Raw genomic sequence first — 25,107 nt, forward strand, 5'->3', positions numbered from 1 at the left:
AGCGGCGGTGACTTGCTCACCTCTTCGGAGACCGCGGCGTGAGCGAGCAAGGCCCCGGCGCCGGCCCCTGGCGCAAGGGCGAACCAGAGGCGCACGGTCTTTCCGCCGAAGCCCTGAACCGCGCCGCCGATGCGCTCGCCGTCGCAGGCGAGCGACAGGGGTTCGTCGTCATCCGCAACGGCGTCCTGGTATATGAACGCTATTGGCGGAACGACTATCATCTGGCCTCGCCCGAATGGCGAAACGTGTCGTTCTCGTCGGGCAAGTCCTGGGGCTCGACGATGGTCGGCCTGGCCTACACAAAGGGCCTCCTGGGGCTCGACGATCTCGCCGCCCGCTATCGCCAACCGGCGGCGTCCGGCCTGAGGCCGGAAACGACAATCCGGCACCTGCTCACCATGACCAGCGGCGGCACCCTGAACGTCAAGCCGAGCTCTCGACCTCCGCGTCGGCTGGACGACCCAAGGCCGCCCGGCCCCGGGGTTGAGTACGCTTGGGAGAAGGTCGGCGAGAAGGGCTCACCGCCAGGCTACGGGGTCTCGCTTCCTGCCGGCCAAGCCTTCTACTACGACGGCGCGGCGGCCGATCATCTGGCGGACATCGTTGCGACCGCGGCCGGGGTGAGCAGCCATCGCTTCATGATGGAACAGATCGTCTCGCCGCTTGGCTGCGACAATTTCAACTATCAGCCCGAGGGCGTCGATCGGAACGACAACGTCCGTTTCGGCGGCTCGATCGTGCTGTCTTGCCGCGACATGGCCAGGCTCGGGCAGCTCTATCTGAACGGCGGCCGCTGGGACGGACGACAGCTCATCGATGCGGGCTACATCGGTCAGGCCGCCAGCCCGTCCCCGGCCAATCCCAGTTACGGCTTTCTGTGGTGGCTGAACGCCGCCGCTCGGGTTCCAGCTGCTCCAGCCACGATGTTCTTCGCCGCCGGCGCGCGGGGACAGTTCTGCTTTGTCCTGCCAGACCAGGAGATCGTCATAGCCACGATGGGGTTCGGCGCGGCTCAACTCTCGGCCGAGGCGGCCTGGGACGCGCTTGGCCCGGTGATTTCGCAGCTGCCGCCCAGCAGCGCCTGAGCGTTCTCAATGACTAGGGAGGACTGATCTCGCCGATCTCGGCGCAGGCCGTCAATAGCGCCTCGATCGCCTCCTGCAGATGCTCGCCGGTCATTCTGGACTCTCCATTCGACACGGTGATCGCTGCGATCGGTCGTCCGTCCGGGCCGGAAATGGCCGAGGCGACAGCCAGGACGCGGGCCGTCAGCCCGCCGCTCACCATCGCAAAGCCGTCACGGCGGACCTTCGGCAGGTCCTGCATGATCTCGTCGAGCGTCACATCGAGGTCCGGCCGCTCGGCCAGTCCGCGCGAGATGGCGGCCTGCGGCTCGCTCATGGCGCTGAGGAAAATCCGCCCCGAGGCCGTGACGGCCATTGGCGCGCGGGTGCCGTTGAGTGGGGTGTAGCGGAGCACCCGCGCTGGCGCGACCCGGTCCAGGAAAAGCACTTCATCGCCCACCGGCACGGTTAGCAAAACCGTATCGAGGGTCAATTGATGGAGCTTTTGCAGGTGCGGCGAAATCATCCGGCGCAGCGCGTTGGTCGAGATAATCGCCACGCCCAATTCCCACGCCTTGAGCGAAGCGAAATATCGCGCCGTCTCCTCGTCCTTCTGCACGTAGCCAAGCTCGATCAAGGTCCCGAGCAGGCGATGGACATTGCTCTTCTGGAAGCCGAGCGCCTCGGTCAGGGCGCTCAGCCGCATCGGCCGCTTGGCGCGCGACAACACTTCCAGAACAGCAAAACCCTTGGCGACAGTGGTGTCCATGGAGCCCCCCGAGGCGATGATACCAGCGCGTTCCAAATAGTGAAACACTCTGCCTGTTCCATATAATAGAACGATAATCTAACATATAGACGACCGGTTTAATCGATGCTTATGATTGCGTAACGGCGGTCAACAATGGCGGTCGATCAACATCAGGGGGGACTCATGCTGAAGTCCGACTGTCTGCGCGGCGCGTCAGCCGTGGCTATTCTGCTGGGCGCGGGTCTGACGGCGACCAGCGCCTTTGCCCAAACCGGCGAGATCGCCGAAGTCATCGTCACTGGCTCGTATATTCGCGGCACCCCCGAGGATGCGGCTCTGCCGGTGGACGTTCTTTCGGCCCAGGACCTGCAAAAGCAGGGCGCGCCCAGCATGGTCGACATCGTCAAGTCGATCCCCGGCGTCCAGAGCGTGCTCGGAGAAACCAACCAATTCGCCAGCCAAGCCACCACCGGCTCTGGGAACATCAATCTTCGCGGGCTTGGCGCGGTGCGCACCCTGGTGCTGATGAACGGCAGGCGTCTGGCCAGCTCGCCCGGCGGCTCTGGCGTGGACACCAATCTGCTGCCGACAGCCGCGATCGGCCGGATCGAGGTCTTGAAGGACGGCGCGGCCGCCACCTACGGTTCGGACGCGATCGGCGGCGTCGTCAACTTCATCACCCGCACCGATCTCAACGGCCTGGAGCTCAACGGCAGCTACACCGCGATCGACGGTTCGAACGGCGACTACTCCTTGAGCGCGAACTATGGGTGGGTCGGAGATCGCGGCGACGCGCTGCTGTCCGTCGGATACCGCCACCGCTCGGAGCTGGACACGCTCGAACGCGACTGGGCGGTGAACGACTATCTGGAAAACCCGAACGGCAGCTGGTCCGGGTTCGGCAATCCGGGCTCCTATGTCTCAGGAACCACCCGGATCATCGACCCCAACTGCACCGCTCTGGGCAACACCTTGGTGACCGCCGCGGCCGGAACCCAGAGCTGCTACTTCCAGTTCGGCCGTTTCAACAATCTGGTCGAGACCGAGGACCACTATCAGATCTACGGCCAGATCAATTGGGACCTGACCGACAAGATCAAGCTGCACGCCGAGGCGCTCTACGCCAGCCATGACGTGCCCCATGAGGGCACCTCGCCGTCGTATGGCCCCACCCAGGCGTTCGGCCCCGGCGCGGCCTCCGGCTCCTTCATCATTCCGCGTAGCAACCCTGGCCTTTGCGGAACCGCGGGCCTGGCGGCCTGCCTTCCCGGCAGCCTGTTCTCGCAGCTGACGCCGGCTCAACAGACGGCCGTCAACACGGCCGGCTTTACGGCGGCGAACATCCTGCTCTGGCGCCCCTACGGCGTGGGCGGCAACCCGCTGACCGGAGGCTCCAAGCCCGACCAGCGGTTCTTCGAGGGCTGGCGCTTCTCGGGCGGCCTCAGCGGCGAGTTCGACAACGGGATCGGCTGGGACGTGGCGGTGACCCACATGGTCAACCGCAGCGACATCGTCACCTACGACATTCCCGTTGCGCGGCTCTACTACGCCCTGAACGGCTTGGGCGGTCCCGGCTGTGACACCGACCCGGTGACGCCCGGCGTGCAGGGCGGCGTCGCCGGCGTCGGTTCCTGCCTCTACTACAATCCCTTCTCGAGCGGGATCGCCGCCAACGCCGCCAGCGGCGAGACAAATCCGAACTTCGTGGCCGGCTCGGCGGCGGCCAACGCCAACAGCCGGGCCATCGGCCAGTGGCTGTTCCAACCGTATGGCTACCAGTCGGAGACGACCCTAACGGTCGTCGATGCGGTGATGAACGGGCAGCTTTCCATCGATCTTGGAGGTGGCCAAATCGGATGGGCGGCCGGCGCGCAGTACCGCGACAACGGCTTCAAGCGCGACGTCAACAACATCAACAACATCGCGCTCAACCCCTGCCCCGAAGAGGGCGTCGTCAACTGCGCCACCGGCAAGGGCAACGGCGTCTTCGGCTTCCTCGGTCCGCTCTCCGAGCAGGACCTCGACGCCTCGGTCTACGCGGCCTTCGGCGAACTGCAGGTCCCCATCACCGAGAGCCTTTCCCTGCAACTGGCCGTGCGCCACGAAGAGCACGGCGGCGACGTCGGCTCGACCACCAACCCGAAGATCGCCCTGCGGTGGCAGGCCACCGACTGGTTGGCCTTCCGCGCCTCTGCGGGCACCACCTTCAGGGCGCCGACAACGTCGAACCTGCTGCCCGACGCCAACACCACCCAGGCCTTCATCACCCAGACCAGTGGCTATAGGGCGTTCGACACCACCGGAAATCCGGCCCTGAAGCCGGAGACCGCCGACACATTGAACATCGGGGCCCTTGTGCGGTTCGGCGATTTCAGCGCCACGCTCGACTACTGGTCGTTCGACTTCCAGGACACCATCGAGGCGGAGTCCGGAGCTGGTCTGCTGTCGACGATCTTCCCCAACGGGTCCTCGACGACCTTGCCCAACGGCTGCGCGAATCCAGCGCTCGCGCCGCTGGTCGCCCGGTTCGTCTTCCAGGGCGGGATCTGCTCGCCGGCCGCCATCCAGCGGGTGAAGCTGACCACGATCAACGGTACGGGCACCAAGACCTCCGGCGTCGATTTCGCGGCCAATTACCATGCCGGCGATGTCTGGGGCGGGTCGATGAACTTCGGTCTCGATGGATCTTTCTTGCTCAAGTACGACAGCGGCCCGGCTTTCATCGAAGGCATCCAGGTCGAGGCCGGCCAGAAACTGGCCGGAACCCATGGCGGCACGGCGGGCGGGACATCCTTCCCAGAGCTGCGCGCCAATCTGTTCGCCGAGTACGCCCGCGACATCCACAATCTGCGGGTGACGCTACGCTACATCGACAGCATGCAAGACGTGCGCGACGGGCGGTTCGGCGGGACCAACATCTTCGGGCCTAACGGGGCGGTGTTCGGCTACCTGCTGCCGCAAGGGGCTAAACTCGACGCCTTCATCACCACCGACGTCACCTACCGCGTCCATCTGCCGTGGGACACCACGGCCACAGCCACCATAGCCAACCTGTTCGACGCTGATCCGCCGTTCGCCAGGCGCGACCTCAGCTACGACCCGGCCACGGCCAATCCGCTCGGCCGGACCTACAAGCTGAGCGTCACCAAGCGCTTCTGATCGCCACCTCCGCCCCCTCCCCGGCGGACTAAACTGAGCGCCGCTTTCCGGAGCGGCGCTCGCTCTTTGTCCCGTGCTGGAGTTCCGCAGTGAGTAGCCCCAAGGTCGCCCCGCCCCTTCGTCTTGGGACGAAACTCCTCTACGCCAGCGGGGCGGTGGCCAACGTCATCAAGCAGCGCGGGATCTCGACCTTCCTGCTGCTGTTCTACAACCAGGTGGTCGGGCTCCCAGCGGCGACGGTTTCGACCGCGATCATGATCGCGCTGATCTTCGATGCTTTCGTCGATCCGCTGGTCGGGCAGATCTCAGACAACTTCCGATCTCGCTGGGGACGGCGCCATCCGTTCATCTATGCGGCGGCGGTCCCGGTCTCAGTCGCCTTCTTCATGATCTGGAACCCGCCCCAGGGCTGGGAAGGCGCCGAGCTCTTCACCTTCCTGCTGATCTGCCTGCTGTCGGTGCGTCTCTTCGACACCTTCTTCGAACTGCCTTCTGCCGCCCTGCTCCCGGAGCTGACCCGCGACTACAATGAGCGCACCCGCATCATCGCCTGGCGCTCCCTGTTCGGCGTGATCGGAGGCGTGGCCTCAACGCTGCTGGCCTATCAGGTCTTCCTGCGCGAGAACCCCGATGGCTCGGGCGGCGTCCTCGCCCGCGAGGGCTACTTCGGCTACAGCATCGCGACGGCCATCCTGATCTTCACCTTCATCATGATCTCGGGGCTCGCGACCCACCGCCAGATCCCCTATCTCGCCACTCCGCCAAGCCGGAAAATCACACTGGGCGCGATGCTCCGCGAGGTCGGTGCGACCTTGAACAACCGCTCCTTCATCGTCCTGACCTTGTCGGGAATGTTCCTCTATGTGGCGCTCGGAGCCAAAGGCGCGCTCGAGCTCTATTTCAGCCTTTATTTCTGGGGCTTCACCCAGGCTCAGCTCTCGCTGTTCACGATCTCGGCGATCTTCGCCAGCGTGATCGGCGTGATGATCGCTCCGTCCTTGGCCGCTCGCCTTGGAAAGAAGCGCACGTCCCTGATCACCTTCACCCTGGCCGTGATCGCCGGCATGGCGCCCATTGGCCTGAGGTTGGCCGGGGTCATGCCGCCGAACGGCTCGAGCGCGCTCTTCTGGATCATGTTCTTCGACTACATCGTCAACGGCGCGCTTTCGATGATCAACGGGGTGATGTTGAGCTCGATGATCGCCGACGTCGTCGAGGACTCCGAAGTCCGCACCGGCCGTCGCTCAGAGGGCTTGCTCAACTCGGCCGATAACCTGTTCAAGAAAATCGTCAGCGGCGTCGGCGTGTTCGTTTCCGGCTGGATCCTCACCCTGATCGTCTTTCCCAAGGGCGCTAAGCGCGGGGAAGTCGATCCCGAGATTCTGCAGGGGCTCGGCATGATGTATCTGCCGATCAACGGTGCATTCTACGTCGCCGCGATCCTTTGCCTGGTTCTCTACAACATCACTCAGCAGTCGCATGAAGAGAACCTGCGCAAGCTGGGCGAGCGCGAATTGGCCGCCGACCCCACCGGCGGCGGACCACCCTGAGCGCCTCCTTAAGGTGACCGCGCTCCTGAAGTCGGAAGGATTGGACGCCGTCTATCACCTCGACGGCGGCATCTTGAAATACCTGGAGACGGCCAGCGAACCGACCAGCCTTTGGCAGGGTGCAGGTCGGTGAAGTTAGGGATCCACAAGTGTTCAACTCGTCGGCGCCTACTTGGTCGCCGCCCGGGAAGGATCGGCGATGAGATCACACTTGCCCTCGGTTCGGGGCAGGTTAGACGCGCCCGTCGCGCGCCAGTAGCCTTTGCCGGTCTTATGGTCCACGCCGATAACGAAGGCCATGCTGGCCGTTGTTATCGAGCCCTCTGACCGCTGCGCGTTAGCGCTGCAGGCCGCTGTCTCGCAGAGATTCACACCAAACTCACGATCCCGAGAGTCCCACTCTTGCAGCATGTTGGGTGCGACCCGGAAAATTCGCGGACCCGCGCGAGAGGTCGTCTGAACGCCAGTGCTTCCCAGTTGCGCCGGTATCTCGCAGCTGAGGAAGTGCGGCGACTGTGACCAGACCGCAGGAGACTGGAGCGCCGCGCAAACTCCCACAAGCAACGAAAGCCAGATCTTCATGGTCGTGGACCCTTTCGGCCTAAAGCCAAGGTCGCAGTCACGGCCACGCAGAACAATCGGGTCGAATACCGAGGGACCGCTCAGCCTTGCCCCGAGCATGCTCGCCCCCCACCAAGATGTGGCGCTTGCGACGTAGGCGACGTCGTTGGGACGAGGCGCCTGGCCCAAGCGAGACCGAGCGGTCCATCTTGGACCGCCCGACCCGCTCGAGGGCTGAGAGAGCTTAGAAGTTGAAGGTGAGCTTGGAGTAGTAGTAGCCGCCGTTGATGCCGAAGGGCGAGAAGGTCGGATACTGTGTCACGTAGGCGCTGTTGTTGGTCTGAAGATACTCATCTCGCAGTTGCTGGTTCACCCTGTCCGGATAGGTGTTGAACAGGTTGTTGGCGCCGACGGCGAGCTTGATTTGGTCGGTGATCTTGTAGGCGACCTCCAGGTCGGTGATGAAGGTCGGGTCGATCTTGGTCTCGTAGTAGACGGCCCCAGTCCGGCTGGTGAGGCCCGACGAAGGGCCATAAAGCGCCTGGCGCAAGTTCACCGTCAGCTTGTCCCAGGTCCAGAACGCGCCGGCGACGAAGCGGTACTTCGGCGCGGCGTCTTCCAGGTTGGCGATGGTGGTCGGGCTGAACAACGAAGCGCCGGCGAGTTGCGCCGGCGGCGGCGCGATCTTGGTGACCTTGGTTTCGTTGTAGTTGGCGGTCAGCGACCATTGGACCGAGCCGTAGTCGGCGAAGTCCGATGAGGCCGTCAGGACCATTTCCGCGCCGCGGGTGCGGGTATCCAGGCCGTTGGTGAAGATGGTGATCCCGGTCTGGGTGACGGTCGGGTCCAGCACATTGCCGTTGGCAAGGATGGCGTCGCGGACGGCGGCGAGGTTCAGGGCGCCGCCCGAGCCGAACAGCGAGCCGGAGCCGACAATCCGGTCCTCGACGGTGATCTGATAGGCGTCGAAGGTGATGGTCACGCCGCCGCCCGGGTGCGCGACGAAGCCGGCGCTGAAGTTGGTCGACTTTTCGGGATCGAGGCCATCGATCCCGACCAATCGCGCGGCCGCCGAGTTCGGCGGAAGCTGCACGAAGGCCGCCGTCGGCGAGACATTGGTCGCCGAATAATAGGATTCCGCCAGGGTCGGGGCGCGGAAGCCAGTGCTCGCCGTGCCGCGGATGGCGAAGGTGTCGTTGAAGTCGTAGCGAGCCGTGCCTTTGACCACGGTGGTGTCGCCGAAGTCGCTGAAGTTCTCGTAGCGGATGGCGGCGTCGAGCTTCAGGGCTTCGATCGGAGACAGGGCGCCGTTGGCGTAGATGGCCCAGTTCTCGCGGCTATGGGCACCGGCGTCGGTGAGCGCAAAGCCCGGGTAGGACTGTGAGCCTTCCTTGTAGCGCGAAGCCGGATCGCCGGGTTTGATCTCATATTCCTCCTGCCGATACTCCGCGCCGAACGCCATGTTGAGCGGGCTGGCCATGCCGACATCGTATTCGCGCGAGACATCCAGCGTGGTGGTCCACTGGCTGGCCATGAAGTCGCCGGCGTGGAAGTCGCTGGGCGAGAAGCCGGGCGTGGTGGGCGTCGAGGTGTCGATATAGAGCGAGCGGTTGAACGAGTTGAGGACGTCGATGCCGATCTCGTCGCGGCCATAGGTGGTCGACAGGTCCCAGTTCCAGACTTCGCCGATCACACCGCGAAGACCGCCGCTGATGGCGTAGTCCGTCTCATCGAGCGCCATCTTCGGGCTGAAGCCGTAGGGGCGCGGCACCGTGCCGTCCCTGCCGACGACCAGGTTCGGCACGCGGTAGTTCTCGAACGCGGCGCCGTATTTCACGCCGTATGTGCCGAAGCTGTAGATCTCGAGGCTGTCTGAGATCTCGTAACCGGCGTTGAAGGCGAAGATGTTCAGCCGGTATTCCGCGTCGCCGGCGATGCGGTTCATGTACGGATATTCGTCGGTGGTCGCGATTTGTGGATAGCGCGAGAGTCGCGAAGTCGAGGTGAGGTTGTAGGGGGTGTCGAGCACCCGGGGATCAACGTCGCCGCGGAAGGTGTGGTCGTGCCAGCGGCTCTCGAACGTCATGTTCAGATAGGCGTTTTCGAAGGGCTCGACGCCCAGGTTGGCGGTGACGTCGCCGGTCAGGCCGCCGCCGTCCATGTACTTGCCGCCCGACAAGACGACAGAGCCGCCGTCGGGATCGTCCTTCAAGATGATGTTGATCACGCCGGCGATGGCGTCCGTGCCGTACTGAGCCGCCGCGCCGTCCTGCAGGACTTCGATGTGGCTGACCGCGCCCAGTGGAATGAAGTTGAGGTCAGCCGTCGCGCCGCCTTGGAACGGGCCGCCCAGCACCGCCAGGTTGCTGGTGCCGTGCCGGCGCTTACCGTTGATCAGCACCAGGGCATGGTTGGGGCTGAGCCCCCGCAGCTTGGCCGAGAGCGTCAGGTTGGCCGCGTCGCCCCCAAACGCCTGGGCGTTAAACGACGGAATGTTCTGGGCGATCGCCTGGATGAGGTCAGACTGCGCGACCCGCGCCAGCGCAGTCTCGTCGAGCACCTGGATCGGTGCCGGGCTGTCGATGGCCCGCAGGCCGGTGGTGCGGGTGCCGGTGACAATCAGCACATCAAGTTCGGCGGTGGCCGGCGCGGCGGCGGTCGTCTGCGCGTTCGCCAAGCTGGTCGAGAGTAGAGTCGCGAGAGAGACGCCCGCGAGCAGTCCAATACGCATTTTTCTTCTCATGTTTTATTGCCCCCACAACAAAGGCGGCCACGATCGGCCGCCGGACTCACAGTCCCGGCTAGAATTCAGAGGACTGGGTTCAAATAGGCGCGCGCGCCGGCGCCTCTCTGGGGCCGCTAACGGCCGCCAGGATCGGTTCATTCCGTCGATTGCATATTGAGGATGCGCATCCAGGCGCGAAAATCGCCAACGGGATGCCTTCAAATACTGTATTTACTAAAATCAACACGCCGATAACTCCCCCGCCCATGGAGATCGACCCGCCCTGTTTGTTTCCTCGAAAGATCTTATCGTTGTCTTTGCACACCTATCGACGTCGTCACGATTCTGACTGGCGTCGAAGACTGTCTTAGGCTCGTCACGAAACGATATGGGTGTCAATGATATGGATATCGTCGTTTCCGCGAGTCCCCAAAGGAGTCGAAAACTGAAGACATTGTGTTCGATATCTGAACACGAAGCCGGTTTCGGCAGCCGTTTTTTTGGTCACAAGGCCAGTGCGTGGGTAGATGCTTCATCCACCACCTCAAATCCTGCGGAATATTGAGGCTGTGGCGCCCCAAGTTTGACCAACCCGCGCCGATTGCAGTCGTTTTGAACGCTCACCGCTTGAACCCGGCCACGGTCACGCCGGTCATGAACGCCTTGTGGTCGTTTGGGGGTTTGAGCGATGGGGATTAGTCGGCGCTTATTACTGCATCGGATGGGTGCGGCTGGCGGCTATGGAGCCGCCTATTCGGCGATGCGGACCTTGGGCCTGATGGGGGCGGTGGCGTCGGTGGCGACACCCGCCATGGCCGCGGACGCAGGGCGCGGAAAGCGCGTGGTCATCCTGGGCGGCGGTATCGCCGGCCTGACTTCGGCCTACGAGCTGGAGCGGGCCGGCTACTCGGTGACGCTGCTGGAGGCGCGTGATCGTCTGGGAGGGCGTAACTGGACGCTGCGTGACGGTTCGAAGGTCGAGATGGTGGGCGAGCAGACCCAGACCGTCTCCTTCGCCGACGGCCTCTACATGAACGCCGGTCCGGCGCGGATTCCCAGCCACCACCAGGGCCTGCTCTCCTATTGCGAGAAGCTGGGCGTGCCGCTGGAGGTCGAGATCAATTCAAGCCGTAGCGCCTATCTCTGGGCCGAGGGCGGCAAGCGCCTGCAGATGCGCCAAGGGGTGAACGACACCCGCGGCTACATCTCAGAGCTGCTGGCCAAGGCGGTCAACAAGGGGGCGCTGGATCAGAACCTGACCCTGGAGGACAAGGAAAAGCTGCTGCCGTTCCTGAAGGCCTACGGGGACCTGACCGAGGACATGGCGTTCAAGGGCACCGAGCGCTCGGGCCTGTTGCAGGCGCCGGGCGCGGCCGACCAGTTCTCCAAGGCGCGCGATCCGGCCGCCTTCCGCGACCTGCTCAATCATCCGCAGCTCGGCGCGACCCTGTTCGAAGACAACATCAACATGCAGGCGACGATGTTCCAGCCGGTCGGCGGCATGGACCAGATCATCGTCGGCTTCGAACGCGCGATCCGCAGCCCGATCATCAAGAACGCCGAGATCACCCAGATCCGGGCCGACGGCAAGGGCGTGAAGATCACCTATCGCGACCGCGTGAGCGGCAAGACCCAGGTGGTTGAGGGCGACTATACGATCATCACCTTGCCGCTGGCCCTACTGGCCAAGATCGACAACAACTTCAGCAAGGACGTGAAGGCGGCGGTCGCCTCCGTGCCCAACGACTTCTCCAACAAGATCGGCTTCGATTCGCCGCGCTTCTGGGAGAAGGAGCAGATCTACGGCGGCATTTCCTTCGTCGGCGGGGACACCAGCCTGGTCTGGTACCCGTCCAACGGCCTGCACACCGCGCGCGGCATGTTGCTGGCCTGCTACGGCTCGGGACCGCGCGCAGAGGCCTTCGCCAAGCGCCCGCTGAGCGAGCAGATCGCCATCGCCCGGAACGTTGTGGGCAAGGTGCATCCGGGCCACGAGGGCAAGTTGACCAACCCGGTCGTCGTGAACTGGAGCAAGATCCCCTACAACATGGGTCCCTGGCCGCGCTGGGGCGAACATGGCGGCGTGCAGGAAGGTCACTTCGATTCGGCCGAGTATCGTCTGTTGAACCAGCCGCACGGCCGCGTTCACTTTTCGGGCGCCCATCTCAGCCAAACGCCGGGTTGGCAGGAAGGCGCGATCTTCTCGGCGCAACGGACCATCGCGGCGCTCAACGGTCAGGTCAAAGATCAGTCGCTGGTGGAATCACGCGCGGCGGCTTGATCCGCATCGATATCGCCGGCCCAGTACTCAAGCTCATTCATAGGAATCGATTTCATGCGAAACTTCATCCTGCCCGCCGCACTGCTCGCGCTGGCGGCGGCCACCCCGGCCAGCGCCCAGGTCAAGCGGATCGGCGCCCCCACCTCCCCCATTCTTCAGGCGGCGGTCGTGCCGGCGGGGACGGACATCATGTATGTCAGCGGGATCACGCCCCCGGCCCTGAACGCCGGGGCCCCGGCCGGGACGCCGGTCGAGTTCGGCGACACCAAGACCCAGACCATCGGCGTGCTGAAACGCATTGAGGACATACTGAAGGCCCAGGGCCTGACCCATGGCGACGTCTTCATGATGCGCGTGCTGTTGGTCGGCGATCCGGCCAAGGGCGGCAAGATGGACTTCGCTGGCATGATGGAGGGCTACAACCAGTTCTACGGAACCGCCGCCCAGCCCAACAAGACCGCGCGCATCACCAGCCAAGTCGCCGCCCTGGTCGCGCCGGGGATGATGGTCGAGATCGAGGTCCAGGCCGCCAAGCCAAAGACCTGACCTGACGCTTTGCGGGTGGCCGCGAAGGCGCCGGACGGGGCTGGTCGCCAGACGCCCCGTTCGGCGGCCAGGACTCATAGGCTGACGGGCGAGCAGATCGCTACCTGAAGCGGCCACAGCGCGCGATCGTCTTGAAGAGGCCGGATCTCGGTCGCCGACCTGCTGGCCGCATTCGATTCATGGCTGGCGTTTGATGTAGGTGCTACACGCCCTCAGCGATCAACTGAGGAAATCGAGACAGGCTGGCGATGATTCAACCAGGTGCGACGTTCAAGGAAAATCTCCAGCAATTGCCACTGGTTGACAGCGTGCAACGCATCGACCTCTTGGACGGTGAGGGAAAAGTGGTCGCCTGCATCGAAAATCAGCCGGGCAAGCAAGGCTCATTGGCCGTCTACCAGTACCTAAAACATTCCTTTGGCGCCTTGGATGAAAAGGCGGCGAACCACGGCTTGGCCGTGTTCGCGGAGCATACGGCGGATGCCCGGAACCGCCCGGGCGCGCATCCAAATATCGACCGCCTACTGGAGATCGCCGCCGGAGGTAGTCCGCTGCGGGTCGAAATCATAGCGGCCAGCTAGAAGGCGGCAATCCCGGTCAGATTGCGCGCGATCAGCAGGCGCTGGATGTCCGATGCGCCATCTGGCGCCGTCATGACATGCCGAGGATTGGACCCGACGCCCGGCTCTGCGATCGCGGTGCAGATCGCCAGATCGCCGGCCAGCAACCGGGCAGATAGTGATCCTTGAGGGGCTGGGGGCCAGCCGAAGGGCGAGCGAGGTCGTGCCGCGAACAACCCGGTGCTCGACCCTTAGGAGCCTTGCGGCGAGACCTATCCTTGCCACCATGGTTGCGTTGTGCGGATCGGCGACCTGGCCCCCGTGCGCTGGCGACCGAAGACGGGGACGCGCCCAAGTGATCCCGCTAACGCTGGCTCCGCCCCGCCTTCTAGAGTCGTCGCCGCGCGCCCTCGGATCGTCCCGTGCGCGCCTCCCAGGTTAGGCCAGGGTCCGCGCCTCGTGGCGGCGCGCCGCACGGACCGCAGCGCCGGCGAGGCCGAAGCCCGCGATCATCATGGCCCAGGTGGCCGGCTCCGGGACGGCACTGCCGATCGGAGCGCCGGTGACGGCGACATTGTCAAACCAGACGCCGCGGTTGGTCGCGGCCCTATCAGACTGAAACTGGAAGCGCAGGTTCACGGTCTGGCCTGCGAACTGACTGAGATCGATCAACATCTTGCCCTCGAGGTCACCCGACGCGGCGGTGCGCCCCAGCCTGGCGAAGTTGCTGGACATCTGGTCGTAGACGCCTGCCGTGATCGGCGTGAGCAAGTCGGTCGACGAATTGAAGACGCCGCTGGTCGAACCGAGCACGTTGAAGCCGTCGTAGTGAAGCTCCGACAACAGGTCGAAGTCGAACGAGAGCATCGCCGACGTCATCTCGCTGAGGTCGAGCGCGACCTGATAGAAGGAGTACTCGTTGCTCTCATAGTGGGTCAGGTGGCCGACGTGGCCGTCGCCAAGCTGGAAGCGGCCACCCAGGGATTCATTTGCTCCCAGCGCGCCGTCGAATGTCTGCTTGAAAATCACCGCCGCGGAGGCGGGGGTCGACGCCAGAGCGGCGCAAAGCAAGGTCGCGAGGACCAGGCGGGTTCTCATCATTGGTCTCCATTGATGTCTGTCCCCGATACTTCGCGCGGGCGCCGGCCTGACGTCCGCCACCGTTAGACGAAGGCTCGCTAGGGCAAGACTGAGCGTTGGAGCGCTGGCTCGCCGCGATCAGGATGCGAGCGCCGCGGCTTCACACGATGAAAGCGCTCAACGACGCGACGAGATTGCGTGCGAGGCCGCAAGCGTCACGATACGGTTCGGTGACCTCAAGGGGCGCCGAATGTTCAAGACCAAAGAGTTTCGCCAGATCGCCCTGCTGACCGTCGTGCTCTGGACGGTCGACGTGGCGCTGTTCTTCGCACCGAACGCGGTCGCCGGGGCGGCCCCAGGCGCGGCGTCCACGATACGCATAGCCCTTATTGGACTGGCGGGAATTCTCCTGAGCGGACTAGTCTTCACGGTTGTCTACCGGGTGTCGGCGCTGAGCAGTCCCGCCCGCTACACCGCGGTCATCCTGGCCTCGATTCTCTGCGGCGGCATGGTCGCGGGGATGGATCTCATTGTCCAGGAACCGCTGCGCCGCCTGCTCTCGCCGGCCGCGACTCCGCTCAACGAGGATCAGTTGACGATCCACGGCCTGACGAACTGGATCGGGCTGGCGTGGATTTTCGGCCTGACCGGCGTCTTATTCCTGCTGCTGCAATCAAACCGGATCGTCCAGCAGCGCGACCGCGACCTGGCGTCCGCCCACGCCGCCGCTCTCCAGGCTCAGAATGCGGCCACGGCCGCGCGGCTCGCGGCGCTTCGCTACCAGCTGAACCCGCACTTCCTGTTCAACACGTTGAACGCGGTGTCCTCGGCGGTGGTGAACCAGCGCAACGATGAGGCCGAGACGATGCTGTCGCGCCTCGCCGACTTCCTGCGCGTCACGCTCGCCGCCGATCCGGAGGCGATGGTCCTGTTGGAGGAAGAACTGGAGACGCTCCACGCCTATCTCGCGATTGAAGGAGAGCGTTTCCGCGAACGGCTGGGCGTCCGTTTCATCTGCCCGCCCGATCTGCTGCGCGCGGAGATTCCAAGCTTTTTGCTACAGCCGCTCGTCGAGAACTCGATCAAGCACGCCGTCGCCCGCACGATCCGCACCGTGACCTTGTCGGTCGAGGCGCGGCAGGAGGCCGAGCAACTGGTCATCGTCGTTGAGGACGACGGTCAGGCGAGCGTTGCGGCCGAGGCGCGCCGCGGCGGCGTCGGGATCGCCAACATCGCTCAGCGCCTGGCGGCGCTCTACGGCGCCAACGGCGGAATTGAGACCGAGGCCATTTCAACCGGCTACCGCACGACCATCCATCTTCCGCTTCAACGGCGTGAAGATCAGGCGTTGGCCGCTTAATGCGGGTCCTGCTGGTCGACGACGAGCCTGCCGCCCTGGAGCGGCTCAAGGCCCTGCTGGCTCAAATCGGCGACGTGACGATCATAGGCGCGGTGACCGACGGCCCCGCGGGCTTGGCGGCCATAAGCCAGGAAAAGCCGGACGTTGTGCTTCTCGACATCCAGATGCCTGAGCTGAATGGCTTGAGCGTCGCGGCGCAGATCCCGCCCGCCCATCGACCGGAGATTGTCTTCGTCACCGCCTTCGAGATGTATGCTCCCGACGCCTTCGAGGTCGAGGCGGCCGACTACCTACTCAAGCCAGTCCGTTTCGACCGTCTACGTCAGGCCATTGAGCGCGCACGCCGGCGCCGGATGCTGCAAAATCAGCTAAACTTGGCGACGCCAGCTGACAACGAGGACGGAGACGGCATCTGGGTGCAGACCCGGCACGGCCACGTCCGCGTATTGTTGCAGGAGATCGACTGGATCGAAGCGGCGGGCGACTACGTGCTGCTGCATACCGCCACACGCAGTCACATGCACCGCGCCACGATGTCCGCCCTGGAGCGAAAGCTTGATGGCGGCAGGCTGATGCGGGTGCATCGCTCAGCCTTTGTCGCACCAGACCGGGTTTGCGAGGTGCGCCGAACCGGGCGCGGACTCTCGTCTTTGGTGTTGAAGGATGGCGTAGCCCTGCAGGTCGGCCCGACCTATCATCCGGCGGTCATGGAGCGCCTCGGCTTCCAGGAGACGGACTGAGCGGGCCAACTGGACCCCGCAGCGACCAGCGTTAAGTCGCCCCGAAAATGTTAGGCGTAACGACGAACTAGTCTCCGTGGTGACTTCGATTGTGGGCGGCTCATGGGTGATATTGCTTCACTTCTGATCATCTCCGACGCCGTGGTTTCGGCAAGTCTCATCGCGCTCATCTTGGCGGTTGGCTTAGATGCGACCGCTGACGACGTGCTCTACGTTCTTCGGCGCCCCAAGCTGCTCTTCGTCGGCGTGCTTTCCGTGAACGTGATCATGCCCGTGGCGGCCGGCCTAGTGATCGCGCTCTATCCGCTAACGCCGATCGTCAAGACGGGCATCGTGCTGATGGCGCTGTCGGCTGTACCGCCGATCCTTCCGGGAGAGGAGTTGAAGGCCGGAGCGACCAAGGCCTACGCCTACGGCCTCTATACCGCGCTTGCACTTCTTACCGTGATCGTCGTGCCGGCTTGGGTCGCCGTGGTCGGCTGGATCTATGACGTGCAGGCGTCGGTTCCATTGGCCACGGTGGCCGGCAAGGTCGGCTGGCAGGTGCTGCTGCCACTCACCATAGGGTTGGCCCTGCGCCGGCTGGCGCCCAAGCTCGCGGCGGGCGCGGCGCCCTGGGTCTCCAAGTTCAGCATGACGTTGCTGTTCGTTGGCGAAATACCAGTCTTCATAAACAGTTGGCCGATGATGATGGCGTTGATCGGCGACGGAACCGTGCTGGTGATGGTGGCGATCTCGGCCATCGGCCTTCTCGCCGGGCACCTTCTCGGCGGTAGAGACCTCGGTGAGCGCGGCGCCCTCGCCCTGGCGAGCGCCACCCGCCATCCGGGAATCGCGACGATGATCGCCAGCGCGAACGCCGCCGATGAGCAGGTGTCGGCGGTCATTCTGCTGTTCCTGCTAGCTGGAATGCTCACGGCTGAGCCCTACAAGCGCCTGCTCAAGCGACGAATGCGGCTCGCGCCCACGTCCCCGGGAATGCCCGGCGTCACCTGAGGCCCTGCCAGGGTTTCTCCGGGCGTCTGTGCGGGTCACGCCCGATTGGCGCACGGTGCTCGGAAGCCTCTGATCAAGCGCGGGCCAATCAGGTCGAAGCCGCGGGGCCGGTTGCACGATCTGAAGCGCGCGGCGCCACGATATCGAACGGCCCTCACATCGACGCCCGTAATACTGCTGTTACTGGCTTGGAAAACCGTCGCCATGCTTCGACGGGCCTGACGAGAGCGTAGGGAAAAGCGAAAAATGAGACCCTTCAGGAACTCTGTCGGACCGGCGACCCTGACGCTCGCCATGTTGGCTTCCCCCGCGGCCGCGCAGGAATGGGAGTTCAGCGTGACGCCCTACTTCTGGGCGGCGGGGCTGGAGGGCGACATCGCGGCGTTCCCGAACCTTCCGGCGGCCGAGGTCGATCTATCCTTCGGCGATGTCTTCGAGGAGCTGGACGGCGCGATCATGGTCAAGGCCGAGGCGCAGCGTGGCCGGCTCGGTTTGATCATGGACGTCGGCTATGTGAAGACCGACAGCAGCACGGACGACGTCACGATCCGCGATCCCCGCTTCACCGGCGTGACGCTCGGGAATGAGCTGTTGACCGCGACCTTGGTCGCCGCCTGGCGCGCCGTCGACGAGGAGCAGTACAGCATCGATTTTCTTGGCGGGGTGCGCTTCTCCAAGGTGTCGCCCGACCTCGCGCTGATCGTCCGCGATGCGGTTGTCCGACGCGCCAACCCCGACGAGAGTTGGTTCGATCCGGTCATTGGCGCCCGCACGAGCGTGCAGCTCAGCCCGCGCTGGTCGCTGAGCGCCTACGGCGACGTCGGCGGCTTCGGCATGTCCTCCGACCTGACCTACCAAGCCCTTGGCGCAGTCAGCTACGCCTTCAACGACCGGTGGGCGCTGTCGGCCGGCTGGCGCCACTACGCGGTCGACTATGAGGAGGACGGCTTCGTCTACGACGTGACCCAGAGCGGTCCAATCATGGGCGTCACCTTCCGCTGGTGAGCGCCACCGTTCATGATCCCCCGCCAAAGGCGATCTCATCCCTCTCCGGGCCAGGGTCTAATTCGCCGTCTTCGTCTCGACGACCGCCGCGCCGGCGTCAGGCCGGCGGGTGTCCGCCGCCCCCCGGAAGACCCCGGGCTCGATCAGGATCGATTGGGTCGACCCCATGGTCAAAGAGGGCTTGGTCTTATGTCCCCGGGCCTCCATCAGCCTCAGCATGTCCACGGGGTAGCCCGGCTCGAATTCGACCGGCGTGTCGCTGGCCGCCTGGAAAATGCGCGGACGTTGAGTCGCTTCGGCGATGTTGAGCTTGTGGTCCACGACGTTGCTGAGCAGTTGGGCCATCGCCGAGATGATGCGCGTGCCGCCCGGCGTGCCCGAGACCAGCCAAGGCCGGTCGTCCTTGAAGGCGATGATAGGTGTGATCGTGGAGATCACCCGCTTTCCCGGCTCGGGGGCGTTGGCGCGTTCGCTTCCGCCCCAGGCGAAATTGGCCATGGCGTCGTTGAGGAAAAACCCGGTCCCCGGCGCCATCACATGAGCGCCGAACGAGGACCCCAGGGTGAAGGTGTTGCTGACGACATTCCCCTGAGCGTCCGCCACGGAGTAGTGCGTCGTGTCGCGGCTCTCGTAGAGCAAGGGATCGCCCGGCGACACGCGCTGGTCCATCGCCACCAGCGGATTGATAAGCTTGGCGCGCTCGGCGGCGTAGGCCTTGCTCGATAGCCCAGCTGTGGGCGGCGCGTACTGCGGGAACCCGCCCATGAACCGCGAGCGGTCAGCGAAGACCAGCTTCATCGCCTCGGCGGTCACGTGCAGCGACTGGATGCTGTTCTGCCCATAATCGGCCATCGGAAAGCGCTCGACGATGTTCATCAGCTCGCAGAGGAGCACGCCTGCGGCGGGCGGCGGCATGTAGGCCACCGGCACGTCGCGGTAGGTGCACCATAGCGGCTCCTGAACGCGGATCTGGTAGTCGGCCAAATCCTTTTGAGTGAGCACCCCGCCGCCCGCCCGCACCCCGGCCACCACGCGCGCGCCAAGCTCGCCGCGATAGAAGGCGTCGGCGCCGCCATCGCGGATTTGACGCAGCGACCAGGCCAGATCGGGCTGCTTCAGCCGCTCTCCCGGCTGGTAGATTCCCCCGTCGCTCTTGTAGAGCGCCCGGGCGGACGGCGCGTCGGCCAGCAGGCCGTCGCGATAGACCTCCAGGCCGTGGGTCATGTCGTCGGTCATGATGAGCCCATCGGCGGCCAGCTTGATCGCCGGCTCCACCAGTCGGCGCCAGGGCAAGCGGCCATACTGGCGGTGAATCTCATAGAGGCCCTTGACCGTCCCAGGCGTCGCCACCGCGCGGTGCGAGTAGCGCTTGGCGGTGTCGAGCTTACCGTTTGACCCGGCCAGCAGGTTGGCGTCGGTCGCGGCGGGCGCCTGACCGTAGTAGTCGACCGCCAGGGTTTTCTTCTCGTCGGCGAGATAGACCAACATGAAGCCGCCGCCGCCCAGATTGCCGGCGCGCGGCAGGGTGACCGCGAGCGCGAGGCCCGTCGCGACGGCGGCGTCCACGGCGTTGCCGCCTTGGCGCAGGATGTCGGCCCCGACCTGTGAGGCGATCTGGCTCTGACTGACCACCATGCCTTTGCGACCCATGACCGGATGGTGGATCGCGTCGTAGTCGAGAATGTAGTCCGCGCGGCCAGAGGCCGGCGCCTGGGCGCTCGCCAAGCCTGGCGACAGACCGAGGCTGGCCACGGCCAGAGTGGCGAGGAGAGTTTTGCTCAGGCGCATCTGGCCTCCGAAACGCGAAGCGGCCCGCGCGCCTTGGAGGCGTCGCGGGCCATACGACTGGACGAGTTAGAAGCTCTTGCTGACCTGGGCGAACCAGTAGCGGCCACGGTTGCTGTAGAGCTTGGTGAAGTAGCCGAAGGTCTCGTCGGCGAGCGGAGGATCCTTGTCGGTGATGTTGTTCACCCCCACACGAACCGCCACCCCGCTGAGCGGCCCATCCTCGGGCGCATAGCCCACCGAGGCGTTGAAGGTCAGCCAGTCGTCGCCCTTGTAGAGCAAGGCCGAGGAGTCCTTCACCGCGCCCACGTACCGCGCGTAGCCGGAGACTTCCCAAGGACCAGACATCCAGGTGACGTTCGCAGAGCCGCGCGTGCGCGGATTATCATCCTGCTCGATCAACGACCCGCCGGCGCTGGCCGGGAGGCCGGCGGCCAGCAGGGCCGCTGACTCCGCCGATGGCGTCTGGTCGAACTTCTGCAGCAGGGCGACATCGACGCCGAACCGGAAGTCGCCGAACTGCGTGCCGTCGAGACGCCAAGTCGCGGCGAGGTCCACACCCTCGATCGTCCGGGCGTCGAGGTTCAGGAACTGGTTATCGATCCGGATCGGCTCGCCGAGGGTGTTGCGGGTCAGGGCGGGGTTGGGGCCACCACCGCCCAGTCGGCCGATCGCGTCGAGGTTCAGGTGGTCCTGGGACTCAAAGACGCCGATGACGCCGTCCTGCTCAATGCGCCACCAATCCACCGAGAACATCAGGTCCGGGGTAGGGGTGAACACCAGGCCAGCGCTGAAGTTCTCGCTGGTTTCCGACTTCAGCTTGCGGTTGCCCGCACGCACGTCCTCGACGTTGAAGCGGTAGTTCGAACAGGCGCTGCGGTTGATGGCGGCGAACGAGGTCACCCCCTGCCCCACCGCGCAGCTATAATAGTCGGTGAGGTTCTCCTGGACGCGGCGGATCTCCGAGGCGTTGACAGTTTCGAGGTTCGGGGCGCGGAAGCCCTGGGAATAGGCGGCCCGGACCAGGAACTGGTCGTTGATCCGCCAGCCCAGCGCCGCCTTCGGCTTGAGGATCTGCTCGTCGATGTCCGAATAGTCTTCGAAACGGGCCGCCAGTTGCAGGTCGAGGCTACGGACGAGCGGGATGTCGGCGCTATCGGGGATCAGCGAGGTCTGCAGTTCGGCATAGGCCGAGAACACCTTGCGCGAACCTGAGGTGTCGGGCGTGGGGCTCGAGCCCATGGCGTCGCTGGTCGGGCCGGCGGCGGTCGCGAAGGTGACGGAGCCGTCGATCAGCGGGTCGCGGTCGTCCTTGAACGTCTCACGCCGCCATTCGGCGCCGAACGCCAGACCCACATTGCGGTCCCAGAGGTTGAACGCCTCGGGATTGCTGATCTTGGCGTCCCAGAGCGCCAGGCTGGTCGTGCCGTCGCGGGCGATGCTGACACGCAGGGGATCGACCACGGACGCCGGGTTCGAGGTCGCATCGAAGCCGCCGGGGTTGGCAAGGTCGCCGCCGCTGAAGGGGTTATAGGCGCGGGTGGGATCGCTGCTGTTGAGCGCCGCCTGCAGGGCGGTGTTGCTGACCCGGTTGCTCTCCACGTCCTTGGTCCGGGCGTGCGAGTAGAGCAGCGCGCTTTCCCAGGACCAGTCGCCGAGGTCGCCGCGCAGCCCCGACAGAAGGCGGTAGGCGTCGGAGTCGACGTCGATACGGCGGCGACCGACGTCGTCCACCCGCAGCCCCACCACGGTAATGGCCTGGGCCGGACCGGTGTAGCCCGCCAGACGGCCGGGGCCGGATCCGAACGGGTTGTAGGGATTGTTCGCGCCGATGGTCAGCGGCGCTGAGGTCAGGTTCGTCGTCCCGCCCCGCACCGAGCTTGAGGTGGCGCCGTAGTAGAGCCCCTGGCCAAAGAGCTCCAAGTTTCCGAAGTCATGGCTGAAGACGCCCATCAGGCTGTAGCGATCCGAACTCGGCGACATCGTGCGCTCGGGCGCTTCGTCGGTCCGCAGGGAGGCGTCGAGCGTGGCCGAGCCCCCGTCGATGCACACGCCGCCGCCCAGCTGGGCGTCCGAGCCCGCATAGGAACACGGCTGGAGGTGGAAGGCGGTGAAAGAGGGGCCGAAATTGGTGACTGCCGAGCCAAGCCGGGCGGTGAGCCAAGGCGTCAGGGTCGAGCGATTGTCGAAGCTGCCCGCATATTTGCTGGGAACCCGGCTGCTGAGGTTGTCCGTCGCCGCATAGTCACGATCGGAGGCTGGCATGGACGTGCGGCTGTACAGCTCGCCGAACAGGGCGACATGGGTCGCGCCATCGTTGAACGTGCGGCCCCACTTCGCCCCCAGGGAGCTCTCCGTGAGGTTGGTCCCTTCGGAGCCGCCGTAGCGGGCCACGATCTGCGCGCCGACATAGCTGTCGTCGAGAACATTGTTCAGGACCCCGGCCACGGCGTCGGAGCCGTAGATCGCCGCGCCCCCGTCGCGCAACACTTCGACGCGCTTGAGAGCAGTGGCGGGGATGGTGTTCAGGTTCACGACCTGGACCGGAACCGAGCCCTCTTGCTGAGTTCCGGGGTGCCCGACCATCCGGCGACCGTCCAACAGCACCAAGGTGTTTCCCGAGCCCAGCCCGCGAAGGTTCGCCGAGGCCACGTCGCCGCGCGCCTGATTGGGACCTTGCTGCTCGTTGTTGAACGCCTGGCCGCCCGACTGCGGTAGAGCCGCGATCATGTCGCCGGCGGTCACCGCGCCACTCATCTCCAGCTCGCGGCGATCAACCACCGTGACCGGCAACAGGCCCCGCTCGGAAACACCTGCGATGTTGCTGCCCACCACGACGATTTCGTCGACCTCGGCGGGCGCGGCGGCCGTGGCGCTGGCGGCGATGATGGGGCCGGCAGCCGAGACCTTGCTCACGGTGGCGATCTGGGCTCGCTCGATAATGATCGTGCGGCCGCTCTGACGCGAGCGGAGCGATTGGCCGACCAGGAGACGGTCGACGGCCGCTCCCACGCTCATGTCGCCTTGAAGGGCGGGGGCGCGCTTGCCGCTGACCAAGGCGGGATCAAACAGGACTTCGCGATCGGCCTGCATCCCGAAGGCCCGCAACGAAGCGCCCAGTTCCTGCGCCGGAATATTGAATTGCGCGCGCGCCGGCGCTTCGGCCCAGGCGGCCGACGCCGTCAAGGCGAGCGTCGCCGAACTGGCCAAGGCCATGACCTTGAGATGATGAAACTGCACGACGCCCCCTTGATGTCCCCGACCCGCCACTTGCGTGATCTGCAACCGAAGACGCCAGGGCTCGGCGCGACCTCAGTACGAAGATGAAGTTTTTTTGTCGGCCGCCGGCCCGATCAGCACGACGCCCTGCGCCACGCGAACCGAAACAGGATGGGTGATCGGCAGGGCGTCGAGGAAGCCGCTGCCTTCGCCAGTGTAAAACACCCCGCTCACGCGCATGAGGCCGACCTTGGGATCGGTGACGACGATGGGCGTGAGACGATACCGGTTCATCTCGGCGACGGCCTCAGCCAGGGTCGCCGACGCGAACTCAATGCGTCCCTGGCGCCAATCTCCGGCCACGGGTCCCGCCGGACGCAGCACCGCGGTCTCACCCTGAACGTCGATCCGCTCACCGGCGCGAACGTCCGCGACGTGCCTGCCTCCGAGCGCCCCGAGCGCCACCCGCCCCTCGACGACGGCGACCTTCAACGCGCCCCGCGGTTCCATTCGGACATCGAAGGATGTGCCCAGCGCTGTGACGGTATGGGCTCCAGCCTGCACAACGAACGGCCGCGAAGGATCTTTGGCGACATCGAACCAGGCTTCCCCAGAGACCAGCTGCAATCCGCGCCGCCGCCCTGAGAAGTCGACCTTGACCTCGCTGCTGGTGTTCAGCAGCAGCCGCGAACCGTCCGCGAGGTTGACGGTCGCCCGTTCCCCCACGGCGGTCCGATAGACCTGCCCCGTCGCCTCGCCCTTGGCTCCGACCGGGCTGTTGCGAAGGACGACGGCGCCGAGGCCTCCCCCTGCGAGCACAAGGACCACCGTCGCGGCCAAGGCCGCCATGCGTGGCCAGCGCCGGGCCTGGGGACCCGCAGCCAGGGCCTCGGCCCGAAGATCGCGAACGCCGCGGCTACCGGCCGCGCGGCCGGCGTCGTCCCACATACGCTCCACGCTGTCGAAGCACGCGCGATGCACCGTCGAGGCGTCGAGCCACGCCGCCAGCCCACGCTCGTCCGCTTCGCTCCAATCGCCCGACCGCCGGCGCAGAAACAGTTCGGCAGCCTTCTCATCGGGGTCGTTCACGGGGAAACTTCGCTTCATGGATTCCTCCCCCGCTTGGAGAGATGCCCCAGCGCCTTGCTCATGTGTTTCTCGATGGCGCTCACCGAGACCTGCAGTCGGCGTGCGATCTGCGCGTAACTCATCTCCTCGAACCGGTGGAGGACGAAGACCACCCTGGTGCGCTCGGGCAACTCGTAGAGCGCAGCCTCCACGGCGCGAAGCTGTTCTTGTCCGAGATAGACGCGCTCTGGCGAGAAGTCCTCTTCAGCGTGCTTCAGCTCATCGAACAGCTGATGCTCCCCGCCGCGTCTCGCCGTTCGTCGAAAGCTGTCCTTGAGCACGCTGGCGGCGACCGTGAAGAGATAGTTCTCAACGCTCTCAAGGGCCCCGCCGCCCCGTCTTGCCGCCAGACGCAGGAAGACTTCCTGCACCATGTCGTCAATGTCGGCGGTCGTCCGAACGCGCGCGCGGAAATAGCGCGCCAGCGGAACTGCATAGCGACGCGCCATTTCGTCGATTTCGATGCCGCTCGTCAGCGCCATTCGAGTGTCATGATCCGATCAGAGCTTCCCTGCGGATGCAGGCTGTCAGTAAGGAGACGCTAGAAGACGCGATGACCTCAGAAAATTCTTCGCCGATCCGACGCCGCCCACCTGG

18 protein-coding genes are annotated in these 25,107 nt (G+C 65.1%); 10 read left to right on the forward strand and 8 right to left on the reverse strand.

Going from position 1 to position 25,107, the window contains the following annotated elements; translation table 11 throughout:
* Positions 1-38 precede the first annotated feature (38 nt).
* Positions 39-1,085: a serine hydrolase gene (locus Q7T84_RS20355; protein ID WP_304812794.1), complete on the forward strand. Its 1,047-nt coding sequence runs from the start codon at positions 39-41 to the stop codon at positions 1,083-1,085.
* Positions 1,086-1,098: 13 nt separating this feature from the next.
* Here Q7T84_RS20355 and Q7T84_RS20360 read toward each other — a convergent pair whose 3' ends face one another.
* Positions 1,099-1,833 carry an IclR family transcriptional regulator gene (locus Q7T84_RS20360; RefSeq protein ID WP_304812797.1) on the reverse strand — a complete coding sequence of 245 codons (735 nt, stop codon included), beginning with the start codon at positions 1,831-1,833 and terminating at the stop codon, positions 1,099-1,101.
* 165 nt (positions 1,834-1,998) lie between these two features.
* On the opposite strand from Q7T84_RS20360, the gene Q7T84_RS20365 reads away from it, so the two are divergent.
* Both Q7T84_RS20365 and Q7T84_RS20370 read left to right on the forward strand, forming a co-directional pair.
* Positions 1,999-4,974 (forward strand): TonB-dependent siderophore receptor, encoded by a 2,976-nt coding sequence (locus tag Q7T84_RS20365; protein WP_304812799.1) that lies wholly within the window; start codon positions 1,999-2,001, stop codon positions 4,972-4,974.
* Positions 4,975-5,063: 89 nt separating this feature from the next.
* On the forward strand, positions 5,064-6,524 hold the full coding sequence (locus Q7T84_RS20370) for an MFS transporter (RefSeq protein WP_304812801.1): 1,461 nt from the start codon (positions 5,064-5,066) through the stop codon (positions 6,522-6,524).
* A gap of 805 nt (positions 6,525-7,329) precedes the next feature.
* Here Q7T84_RS20370 and Q7T84_RS20375 read toward each other — a convergent pair.
* Positions 7,330-9,816, reverse strand: coding sequence for a TonB-dependent siderophore receptor (locus Q7T84_RS20375; protein ID WP_304812803.1), 2,487 nt, complete (start codon positions 9,814-9,816; stop codon positions 7,330-7,332).
* A 715-nt stretch (positions 9,817-10,531) separates the two neighbouring features.
* On the opposite strand from Q7T84_RS20375, the gene Q7T84_RS20380 reads away from it, so the two are divergent.
* The 3 genes from Q7T84_RS20380 to Q7T84_RS20390 all read left to right on the forward strand — a co-directional run bounded on the left by Q7T84_RS20380 (position 10,532) and on the right by Q7T84_RS20390 (position 13,218).
* A complete protein-coding gene (locus Q7T84_RS20380) occupies positions 10,532-12,091 on the forward strand; it encodes a flavin monoamine oxidase family protein (RefSeq protein WP_304812806.1) in 1,560 nt (519 codons plus the stop codon).
* Positions 12,092-12,145: 54 nt separating this feature from the next.
* Complete coding sequence (locus Q7T84_RS20385) at positions 12,146-12,637, forward strand: RidA family protein (protein WP_304812808.1); 492 nt, start codon at positions 12,146-12,148, stop codon at positions 12,635-12,637.
* Between the two features lie 248 nt (positions 12,638-12,885).
* A complete protein-coding gene (locus tag Q7T84_RS20390) occupies positions 12,886-13,218 on the forward strand; it encodes a DUF2322 family protein (protein ID WP_304812810.1) in 333 nt (110 codons plus the stop codon).
* On the opposite strand, the gene Q7T84_RS20395 is transcribed toward Q7T84_RS20390, so the two are convergent.
* Positions 13,215-13,364, reverse strand: a complete 150-nt coding sequence (locus Q7T84_RS20395) for a hypothetical protein (protein WP_304812813.1) — start codon at positions 13,362-13,364, stop codon at positions 13,215-13,217. The two genes, Q7T84_RS20390 and Q7T84_RS20395, sit on opposite strands and share 4 nt — an antisense overlap.
* Positions 13,365-13,635: 271 nt before the next feature.
* The gene (locus Q7T84_RS20400) at positions 13,636-14,295 is read right to left on the reverse strand and encodes a PEPxxWA-CTERM sorting domain-containing protein (RefSeq protein WP_304812816.1); all 660 of its coding nucleotides are present in this window, start codon (positions 14,293-14,295) and stop codon (positions 13,636-13,638) included.
* A gap of 232 nt (positions 14,296-14,527) precedes the next feature.
* Between Q7T84_RS20400 and Q7T84_RS20405 the strand changes: the two genes are divergently transcribed.
* The 4 genes from Q7T84_RS20405 to Q7T84_RS20420 all read left to right on the forward strand — a co-directional run bounded on the left by Q7T84_RS20405 (position 14,528) and on the right by Q7T84_RS20420 (position 18,378).
* Positions 14,528-15,637: a sensor histidine kinase gene (locus Q7T84_RS20405; RefSeq protein ID WP_304812819.1), complete on the forward strand. Its 1,110-nt coding sequence runs from the start codon at positions 14,528-14,530 to the stop codon at positions 15,635-15,637.
* Entirely contained in the window at positions 15,637-16,377 is a 741-nt protein-coding gene (locus tag Q7T84_RS20410; protein ID WP_304812821.1) for a LytTR family DNA-binding domain-containing protein, read from the forward strand. Before Q7T84_RS20405 ends, Q7T84_RS20410 begins: the two co-directional genes overlap by 1 nt.
* 102 nt (positions 16,378-16,479) lie before the next feature.
* Positions 16,480-17,373, forward strand: coding sequence for a bile acid:sodium symporter family protein (locus Q7T84_RS20415; protein ID WP_304812823.1), 894 nt, complete (start codon positions 16,480-16,482; stop codon positions 17,371-17,373).
* Positions 17,374-17,619: 246 nt separating this feature from the next.
* A complete protein-coding gene (locus Q7T84_RS20420; RefSeq protein ID WP_304812826.1) occupies positions 17,620-18,378 on the forward strand; it encodes a hypothetical protein in 759 nt (252 codons plus the stop codon).
* A 57-nt stretch (positions 18,379-18,435) separates the two neighbouring features.
* Here the strand turns inward: Q7T84_RS20420 and ggt are convergent, their stop codons facing one another.
* The 4 genes from ggt to Q7T84_RS20440 all read right to left on the reverse strand — a co-directional run bounded on the left by ggt (position 18,436) and on the right by Q7T84_RS20440 (position 24,992).
* Entirely contained in the window at positions 18,436-20,166 is a 1,731-nt protein-coding gene (gene ggt / locus Q7T84_RS20425; protein ID WP_304812828.1) for a gamma-glutamyltransferase, read from the reverse strand.
* 66 nt (positions 20,167-20,232) lie between these two features.
* Complete coding sequence (locus Q7T84_RS20430) at positions 20,233-23,403, reverse strand: TonB-dependent receptor (RefSeq protein ID WP_304812831.1); 3,171 nt, start codon at positions 23,401-23,403, stop codon at positions 20,233-20,235.
* A 72-nt stretch (positions 23,404-23,475) separates the two neighbouring features.
* Positions 23,476-24,489, reverse strand: a complete 1,014-nt coding sequence (locus tag Q7T84_RS20435) for a FecR domain-containing protein (protein ID WP_304812833.1) — start codon at positions 24,487-24,489, stop codon at positions 23,476-23,478.
* Entirely contained in the window at positions 24,486-24,992 is a 507-nt protein-coding gene (locus tag Q7T84_RS20440; protein ID WP_304812836.1) for an RNA polymerase sigma factor, read from the reverse strand. The genes Q7T84_RS20435 and Q7T84_RS20440 overlap by 4 nt, the downstream gene beginning before the upstream one ends.
* Positions 24,993-25,107: the final 115 nt, after the last annotated feature.

Source organism: Phenylobacterium sp. (assembly GCF_030654915.1).
GTDB lineage: Bacteria > Pseudomonadota > Alphaproteobacteria > Caulobacterales > Caulobacteraceae > Phenylobacterium.